This is a genomic window from Blautia schinkii, assembly GCF_013304825.1.
GTDB lineage: Bacteria > Bacillota > Clostridia > Lachnospirales > Lachnospiraceae > Blautia_A > Blautia_A schinkii_B.
This window is the reverse complement of sequence record NZ_JAAWUO010000034.1, coordinates 1-8383: the sequence shown is the minus strand read 5'-3', so window position 1 is coordinate 8383 and position 8383 is coordinate 1. Positions and strand designations below refer to the sequence as shown.

Genomic DNA, 8383 nt, shown 5'->3' with positions numbered 1-8383 from the left:
CTCAACATGTACTTATATGATTTTATAATTTATATTTAACTGTTAATAACCTCCTTTTTCTTTGTCAGCAAAGCAAATATCTGTATATTCTTCTGCTCTGCTGCATGTTTGATAAACGCAATTCCCCGGCAATATGATATTTTTTCTGCTGATAAGCTGATCTGTTCTTACCGATCAGATATCTGCCGGGATTTTATGTCAGTATTATATCATATTTCCTGTAAAAATCTGTAAGAATCATATATCTGTAATGAGTCCGAATTGGACTTATATCGGGACAGAGGGTTGACATTTCATGTTTTAGGTGTTATATTCTATATAGAACAACTGGGAGAGAACTTTTTTATCAAACCAGTTTTACCGAAGATTTTGAAGTTATCCCCCGGGAATTATTCCCGGGGAATTTTGTACGCAGATGCAGCAATTCAGAGATTATATTTTACAGGATTTTGAACTGCTGCGCACAGACAGCATAATTATGTAAGGGAAGGTGAATACCATGTCAGCAAAAAGAGATTATTACGACGTTCTGGGCATTGACCGGAACGCAGATGAGAAAACAATAAAAAAAGCATACCGTAAACTGGCCAAAAAATATCATCCTGATACCAACGCCGGAAATGCGGACGCAGCAGATAAATTTAAAGAAGTAAATGAGGCCTATGATGTCTTAAGCGATCCTAAGAAAAAGAAAATGTACGATCAGTTCGGCCACGCTGCTTTTGAAGCCGGAGCCGATCCGGGCGCAGGTGCAGGCGGCTTCAGCGGATTTCACGGTGGAACCAATGGCGGATATCAGGAATTTCATTTTAATGGTGAAGATATGGATGATATTTTCGGAGATATCTTCGGAAATATGTTCCATGGCAGCCATAGCGGAAGCAGCGGTTTTGGCGGCAGCAACAGAAGTTATTCCCATTTCGGCGGAGGCAGCGGATTCCACAGCAGCAGCGGTTTTGGCAGCAATGGATTTGGTGGCAGCGGTTTCGGCGGATTCCATCAGCAGGATTTTGCACAGAAGGGCTCTGATGTGAAGGCCAGCATCAACGTAACTTTCGATGAGGCAGCTTTCGGTGCAGACAAGCGAATTTCCCTGTCCGGTCCGGATGGAAGTTCCGGCGCACCGCAGACACTTCAGGTTCACATTCCAGCAGGTATTGACACCGGCAAGAGCATCCGTCTTAAGGGAAAAGGAATGCCAGGAACCGGCGGTGGAGAACCTGGTGATCTGCTTTTGAAAGTTACAGTTGGCACTCGTCCCGGATATGAGCGGAAAGGCTCTGACGTTTATACTACCATTTCCATTCCGTATACAACAGCTGTATTTGGCGGTGAGGCTACTGTTCCTACTCTTTACGGAAATGTGATCTGCAAGATCCGTGAAGGCATGCAGTCCGGCTCCAAAATCCGTCTGAGAGGAAAAGGTATCGTCTCCATGAAAAATCCGGGAGTTCGCGGCGACCAGTACGTAACCATCCAGATCCAGGTTCCGCAGAATCTGAATTATACTGCAAAAGAGAAGCTTCATGAATATGCCAAGGCCTGCGGCCTGGAAAAAAGTAACGCAAGCAGCTCACATGTAGCGTAAGATTTTTTCGCATCTCATTATTAAGAAATCCATGCCAGTCAGAAAATTTATACGGACGTTATAATATACGTAAAGTAATGTAATCCACTACATTACGCAGCTTTACTTATTAGATGTTTCTGCAAGTTTCTCTGGTTGGCATATATTCCTTCTCCAATAAAAAAGAGTATCACATCACTCATACTGCCATAAAACAACTACTAACATTCCGCTTCATTCATCAAACGGGTATTCGCAGTTGCATTTGGTTAAGTATAAAATCCTGTGATACTCTTTTTTTCAAAACTCTTTTATGACAATGTCATATCTCCATCCTTCACCCATCCAAGCTTACGCACAAACATATTGATGAGCGGGCAGAGGACTGCCGGAAGAATGAAGGAGATCAGGATAAGACCTGCCCAGTCCATTCCTGTAACCGCAGTCTTGGTTCCTGCTGCAATATCATTCATCCATCCTGTATACACACCGATCTGTCCTACAAAACCGCAGGTTCCCATTCCTGAAGAAACTGCTGTTCCATTCATCTGTAGTTTAAACAGACAGGTTGCGATCGGGCCTGTGATCGCGGATGTAACGATCGGCGCGATCCAGATCCTTGGATTTCTGACGATATTTCCCATCTGGAGCATGGAGGTTCCAATTCCCTGAGAAACCAGTCCGCCCCATTTATTCTCTTTAAAGGACATCACTGCAAAACCAACCATCTGCGCACAGCAGCCTGCTACTGCAGCACCGCCAGCCAGACCGGTAAGTCCCAGAGCTGCGCAGATCGCAGCAGAGGAAATCGGCAGTGTCAGTGCAATTCCCACAAATACGGAAACCAGGATTCCCATAAAGAATGGCTGCAGGTCAGTTGCCCACATGATCACGCTTCCCACTTTCATGGCAGCTTTTCCAAGGGCAGGTGCCCACCATGCGGAAAGCCCTACACCTACACCGATGGTAACAAGCGGTGTCACAAGGATATCGATCTTCGTCTCCTTGGAAACTGCCTTACCGATCTCAGCTGCAACAATGGCAACAAAAAGTACTGCCAGGGGGCCGCCTGCTCCGCCAAGTGCGTTGGAGGCAAAACCAACCGTGATCAGTGAAAACAGTACCAGCGGCGGACAATGCAGTGCATAACCGATGGCTACTGCCATTGCAGGGCCACTCATGGCTGATGCCAGAGAACCGACTGTGTACTGGGTGTCATTGACTGTGGCAACCGCCATAGTCAGAAACGGAATGTGGAACTGTGTGCCAATAGTGTTTATGATCGTACCGATCAGCAGAGAACAGAAAAGTCCCTGTGCCATGGCTCCCAGTGCATCGATACCGTATCTCTTCAGGGATATCTCGATATCCTTCCGCTTCAGAAACGCTTTGAATTTTTCCATTTTTACCTCTCTCCTTACCCTGACCCTTTTCCCGTCGGATCAGTTGTTTTATTACTTCCGATTTCGCAGGATCTTATCTGCCGGCAGTAACCTTTACTTGCAAAAAGTCTCGCTGACTTTCTCCAGTTCCTCACGGATGGAGATATGCTGCGGACAGACTTCCTCGCACTGTCCGCATTTCACGCACTCGTCTGCGCGCTTTCTGCCGTGACTGCTTACCAGCCATTCCTCCTGATGAGCTGCAGCAGCCTTGTTTCCGTACAGTGTCAGATAATTCATTGCTGTGAAAGATCCGGAAATTCCAATTTCCATCGGACAGACTTTTGCACAGTAGTTACAGGTTGTACATGGAATCAGAGGAATTTTACTCATAGCAGCTCTTGCCTTGTCGATGGTTTCTTTCTCGCTGTCAGTAAGACCGTTAAAATCTTTCATAAAGGAAAGGTTATCTTCCATCTGTGCAATGTTACTCATTCCGGAAAGTACAGTGATCACGCCTTCCAGATCAGCTGCAAAACGAATCGCCCAGGACGCTGTAGATGCTTCCGGCTCTGCCGCCTTTAAGATCTTCTCAACAGATTCCGGCGGTGTTGCAAGCATGCCACCTTTTACAGGCTCCATGATAATGACCGGCTTTCCATGCTTTCTGGCCACTTCGTAGCAGGCTCTTGACTGGATTGCCGGATTCTCCCAGTCTGCATAGTTGATCTGAAGCTGTACAAACTCCATCTCAGGATGTGCAGTAAGAATTGCCTCCAGTTCTTCCGGTGTGGAGTGGAAAGAAAATCCTGCATGTTTAATCAGGCCGGCTTCTTTCTGCTCGCGGATCCAGTCCCATAAACCGTAATCATCGAAAAATTTTGTTCTGTGCTCTCCAAGGTTATGGAGCAGATAAAAATCAAAATATCCGGCTTTTGTTCTCTCCAGAGATGTTTTAAACTGTGCAAGAGCTTCGTCTCTTGTCTTGCAGTTGATCCAGGCTGCCATCTTGGTTGCCAGCTGATATTTTTCTCTCGGATAACGCTCTACCAGTGCTTCGCGAATGGCATCTTCGCTTCCTGCATAAGCCCATGCTGTATCAAAATATGTAAAGCCGGCTTCCAGAAATTTATCTACCATTACCTTGGTCTGCTCCACATCGATCACACCTTCTGATTTCTGCGGAAGTCTCATAAGACCAAAACCCAGTTTTTTGATCTCTTCACCTAAATATGCCATATTTTTTTCTCCCTTCTTATTCCATTCCGGAAAATTTTCCATATTATTATATCATCTGCTATATCGTCTGGTAAGCAATATTCCAGACATTGATATCTCCCGGACGGTTATATTTTACTACAGGAAAAAAACTGCGTTTCTCCTATTATAATGGTATTTTCTTCAGCAGTAAACCTATTTCTTTTACAAGTGTCAAGACAGTAGCGTTCTTGTGTCTGTAAACAAAAAAAGCAGCTGCCGCACTTTTCTAACACGACAACTGCCTTTTGTTTTTCTGCTTCTGCATCTGTTTATCCTCTTTCCCATAAAGAAACGGCCTTGCCACCGTCCGGTTGAAAAACTCGATCAGCGGTCCCATAAAAAATGCAGTGACAAGGGTTCCCGCCCCTACAACCGCACCCATAAAAAATCCCGGCAAAAGTCATAAGGATTCTTTTTACTGTTAATGAATTCATTTTTATTCTTTACACCTCTGATCAAATATTTTACACTGATGGTATCGAACTTCAGGAATGCTGTCAAAGCAGAGAATGCTGATCTGCTTTCAGCCTCTAAACATGTAAAAGTTACATTATATTATATGGAAAGGCAGGATAAACATGGAAGATAAGCAGGTCATGAACCGGAAAACTTCATCAAAAGAACTTCATCTGATTTCCTGCGGCTGGGAAAAATGTACGCCGGATCAGTCCTACGGCCCAGGGGTGCGCCGCTATTATACCGTACATTTTGTTCTGAAAGGACAGGGCTATTTCTACATCAATAACCGGAAATATACCCTGAAAGCCGGACAGTGCTTCTTTATCCCGCCAGTTGTCAGCACGCTTTATAAAGCGGAGCCTTCTGATCCCTGGACCTATACCTGGATCTGTTTTAACGGTGAAAATGCTGCCGCACTTTCCGAACACTGCCATCTCACCCTGGAAAATCCGGTTCAGCAGCTTACTTCTATAATTCCCTATGCGGAGACGATCTGTGAAATGATGACCCATCCCCAGCTGACACCTTCCAACGAAGCTTATATCCAGAGCAGTCTTTACCGAATCATCGCCATGCTGGAGGAAGAATTTCATGCTTCCTACACCACCATGGAATCCAACGATAATTTTTACATCGCCCAGGCTGTGGATTACATCAAAAAAAGTCCGTTTCTGGATATCACAGTGACAGATGTCGCAGACTACCTCCACATCAGCCGCAGTCATCTTTACGGACTTTTCAAAAAACATCTGGGTACTACCCCACAGGCTTTCCTGACCTCTGCCAAAATCATCGCTGCCAGAGATTTCCTGACCGTTACGGATATCCCCATTGCAAATATTGCAGTTTCCTGTGGATATCAGAATCCTTTTGCCTTCTCACGTGCTTTCAAAAAAGAAACCGGCATGACGCCTAAGGAATACCGGCAGAAATACAGACATGCCGAGGATCTTCTGAACTGCTAGAGGCAGTATTTCCGACAGCCAGATCTTATAAAAATACTGCTGCGATCTGCTGCCGGTAATTACTGCATAATGCTGTGCCTTACGGAACAACTACCTTCGCATTATAGTATTCTACAGTCGCATCCATGGTCGGGCCTTCATCATCGTACCAGTCATAAGTAACAGTTTCGCCGTTTTCTCCCCATACCTCCGGGCAGTCGATTTCTTCCCAGTCAAGCGGAACAAAATGTTCTTTCTGCTCAGATGCGATCAACATGATCTGGTGCAGTTCCTCGAATTCTTCCGGATTCAGTGCGCCAGGCATTGCAGATACGAAAAGAGGTGTGCCGCTCTTTGCCAGAAGATCTGCCCACTGGAGGTTTTTATCCCACGGGATCTTTCCGAAAATTCCCACGCAGTCTGCATCAATATGATAGAAAGTATTATGCTGTGGAAGACGGAATGCCAGTGTGTTCACTCCCATACGTTTTGTACGCTCCCAAATGCGGCCGCTTGTGTCATCACCCGTTCTGTTCAGGTGCATCAGGCCCGCTCCAAGATGGCCGATGGTATTGCATCCGATGATCACTGCATTGTTGCCGCGGGAAGCGTCATACACTTCCTGATAAAGCATTTTTACGATCTCTGCGCTTGTTTTACCCTGGTCATAAAAATGCCATTTCTCCATTGTGTTATCTCTTAAATTCGCCTCAAACCCCCATTTTCCAAAGAGATCAAAGGTGGAGAAATCGTGCTTGATCAGTGTAAATCCCCAGTCGCAGATACGTTCAATATCTTTGCGGATATAGGCAAGTGCATCCGGATGGGACGGGTCCAGGCAGTCATTATAGGAAATTCTCCACTCATCCGGGATCGCTTCGTCCTCATTGAGAAGCAGACGTACCCAGATTCCGGGACGGACACCTTTTTCCACCAGCTTCTGTGCAAGACCTTTCATATCCGGGAATTTGGAGTTTCCTTTTGTCCAGGGACCACCGTTATACTCATCAAGACGGTGATGCTCCTGCCAGCAGTCATCAATAACCATAAACGGAGGATTCTTCACTCCTTCTGTCAGTTTCAGGATGTAATCTGTGTCACTTAAAATCTCCTCTTCTGAACTGTCGCCGTAAGCGTAGTACCAGTTGTTGCTTCCATATACAGGAAATTCCGGAAAAATCGGATCTGTGCACATCCTTCTGCAGAATTCCTGCGCTGTCTCAAAAGAGCCTGCGTTCTGTGATTCCATACATACGATCTGCGCTGCACGAAGTTTTCTTCCTTTTAACTGTACTCCTGCATTTCCGCAGCGCACGTCCAGAAACAGAGTGATTCCCTTCGTGTCAGCCTGCCAGTAGCACATCGCTGACGGACGTACTTTCACGCCGAAGCAAAGGATCTTCTCAGAAAGCTTTGCCAGAAAATACCATGGAAGATAACGGTTTCCGCTCATTCCATGCCATTCCATATCTCCATATGTACGTTCCCAGGCGTCGCCAAAAAATCTTGCAGATTTCGGGATCTTGTAATTCCATCTCAGCTTTACACATTTCACAGCATCTTCAGATGTAACAAATATATCCTCATGTTCACCTGCATCTTCAAACTCTACCGTTGTGCTGCCAGCTGTCACAGCGTAACTGCCTCCCTGACATACCAGCCTTTCCTCTTCTGTCTCTACTGTCACATAATCCGGAGCACCAAGCTTAAACTCTAAATACTTTTCCTGCATTCTCTCTTCCTCCTGATATTCCTATATTCTTAAATCACATATTATTTTATAAGCTTTATTATATTGATTTTTCTGTTTTTTTTCTATGCTTTCAGGTTTCTATAACATTGCAGAATGTTCACTTCTTTTCTTTAACCGGAGCAAGTATATCAATTCCCCTGCAGAATTGCAAATATTCGCCTGATTGCTATATATACTCAAGGTATTGCATTTCTTATCCTATTATAAGTCCATTATGCTCTAATTGTGAATAATTTGTGAAATTAGCACTCGAGTCTTGACATGGCTAGTAATGTATGTTATATTACACATAGAACAAAGGAAGAGATAAAAAAAGAGCTTCCGGATGTTCCAAAGAACAAATCAATCACCGCAATGGATAACCCGTTGTGGTAAATATATACCGACAACAGTTGGATCTCTTGATCCACCGGAACGGCGTTTCAATTTGAAAGGAGAAATGACTTATGATGTTCCCGAGTGTATTTGGAGAAAACTTATTTGATGACTGGATGAATGATTTTGGATTCAACGATAACTTATTCAGCAGCAAGAATCCACTTTACGGCAAACATGCTAAGAATATTATGAAGACCGATGTACGTGAGACAGACAAGGGATATGAACTGGATGTTGATCTTCCTGGATTTAAGAAAGACGAAGTACAGGTACAGCTGAAAGATGGATACCTTACCATCTCCGCAGCGAAAGGCCTTGATAAAGATGAACAGGATAAGAAAGGCAACTACATCCGCCGCGAGCGTTACGCAGGAAGTTCCAGCAGAAGCTTCTATGTCGGCAGCGGCGTAAAGAACGAAGATGTACATGCGAAATTTGAGAATGGTGTTCTGAGACTTTCTCTTCCTAAGAAAGCAGCTGAAGAGATTGAAGCAGATAAATACATCTCTATTGAAGGATAAATGATAGCAATTACTCACTTTCACAGGAGGAAGGGAATCCACAGAGATTCCCTTCCTCCTCTTTTTGTGTGACAGTAAAAATAAACCCCCTGCTATGCAGGGGGAGGGAAGATCTTTAG

At 44.7% G+C, this 8383-nt stretch carries 7 protein-coding genes; 3 read left to right on the top strand and 4 right to left on the bottom strand.

The features are described from left to right. Positions 1 to 499: 499 nt before the first annotated feature. The gene (locus HFM85_RS15895; RefSeq protein ID WP_173739188.1) at positions 500 to 1588 is read left to right on the top strand and encodes a DnaJ C-terminal domain-containing protein; all 1089 of its coding nucleotides are present in this window, start codon (positions 500 to 502) and stop codon (positions 1586 to 1588) included. 290 nt (positions 1589 to 1878) lie between these two features. Here HFM85_RS15895 and HFM85_RS15890 read toward each other — a convergent pair whose 3' ends face one another. From HFM85_RS15890 to HFM85_RS15880, 3 genes are all read right to left on the bottom strand, one after another. Beyond that, on the bottom strand, positions 1879 to 2970 hold the full coding sequence (locus tag HFM85_RS15890) for a PTS transporter subunit IIC (protein WP_173739187.1): 1092 nt from the start codon (positions 2968 to 2970) through the stop codon (positions 1879 to 1881). Between the two features lie 93 nt (positions 2971 to 3063). After that, positions 3064 to 4188, bottom strand: coding sequence for an aldo/keto reductase (locus HFM85_RS15885; RefSeq protein ID WP_173739186.1), 1125 nt, complete (start codon positions 4186 to 4188; stop codon positions 3064 to 3066). Between the two features lie 247 nt (positions 4189 to 4435). Continuing rightward, on the bottom strand, positions 4436 to 4591 hold the full coding sequence (locus HFM85_RS15880; RefSeq protein ID WP_173739185.1) for a hypothetical protein: 156 nt from the start codon (positions 4589 to 4591) through the stop codon (positions 4436 to 4438). 196 nt (positions 4592 to 4787) lie between these two features. Between HFM85_RS15880 and HFM85_RS15875 the strand changes: the two genes are divergently transcribed. Beyond that, positions 4788 to 5633: an AraC family transcriptional regulator gene (locus HFM85_RS15875; RefSeq protein ID WP_173739184.1), complete on the top strand. Its 846-nt coding sequence runs from the start codon at positions 4788 to 4790 to the stop codon at positions 5631 to 5633. Between the two features lie 79 nt (positions 5634 to 5712). Here the strand turns inward: HFM85_RS15875 and HFM85_RS15870 are convergent, their stop codons facing one another. Then, positions 5713 to 7344 (bottom strand): glycoside hydrolase family 36 protein, encoded by a 1632-nt coding sequence (locus HFM85_RS15870; protein WP_173739183.1) that lies wholly within the window; start codon positions 7342 to 7344, stop codon positions 5713 to 5715. Positions 7345 to 7811: 467 nt separating this feature from the next. Here HFM85_RS15870 and HFM85_RS15865 point away from each other — a divergent pair, with 467 nt between their 5' ends. Further along, positions 7812 to 8264, top strand: a complete 453-nt coding sequence (locus HFM85_RS15865; protein ID WP_173739182.1) for an Hsp20/alpha crystallin family protein — start codon at positions 7812 to 7814, stop codon at positions 8262 to 8264. Positions 8265 to 8383: the final 119 nt, after the last annotated feature.

What these genes read in the sequence shown, in the direction of transcription:
- HFM85_RS15885 (WP_173739186.1), bottom strand. Translation starts at nt 4,188, where the DNA reads ATGGCATATTTAGGTGAAGAGATCAAAAAACTGGGTTTTGGTCTTATG.
- HFM85_RS15895 (WP_173739188.1), top strand. Translation starts at nt 500, where the DNA reads ATGTCAGCAAAAAGAGATTATTACGACGTTCTGGGCATTGACCGGAAC.
- HFM85_RS15880 (WP_173739185.1), bottom strand. Translation starts at nt 4,591, where the DNA reads ATGGGTGCGGTTGTAGGGGCGGGAACCCTTGTCACTGCATTTTTTATG.
- HFM85_RS15870 (WP_173739183.1), bottom strand. Translation starts at nt 7,344, where the DNA reads ATGCAGGAAAAGTATTTAGAGTTTAAGCTTGGTGCTCCGGATTATGTG.
- HFM85_RS15865 (WP_173739182.1), top strand. Translation starts at nt 7,812, where the DNA reads ATGATGTTCCCGAGTGTATTTGGAGAAAACTTATTTGATGACTGGATG.
- HFM85_RS15875 (WP_173739184.1), top strand. Translation starts at nt 4,788, where the DNA reads ATGGAAGATAAGCAGGTCATGAACCGGAAAACTTCATCAAAAGAACTT.
- HFM85_RS15890 (WP_173739187.1), bottom strand. Translation starts at nt 2,970, where the DNA reads ATGGAAAAATTCAAAGCGTTTCTGAAGCGGAAGGATATCGAGATATCC.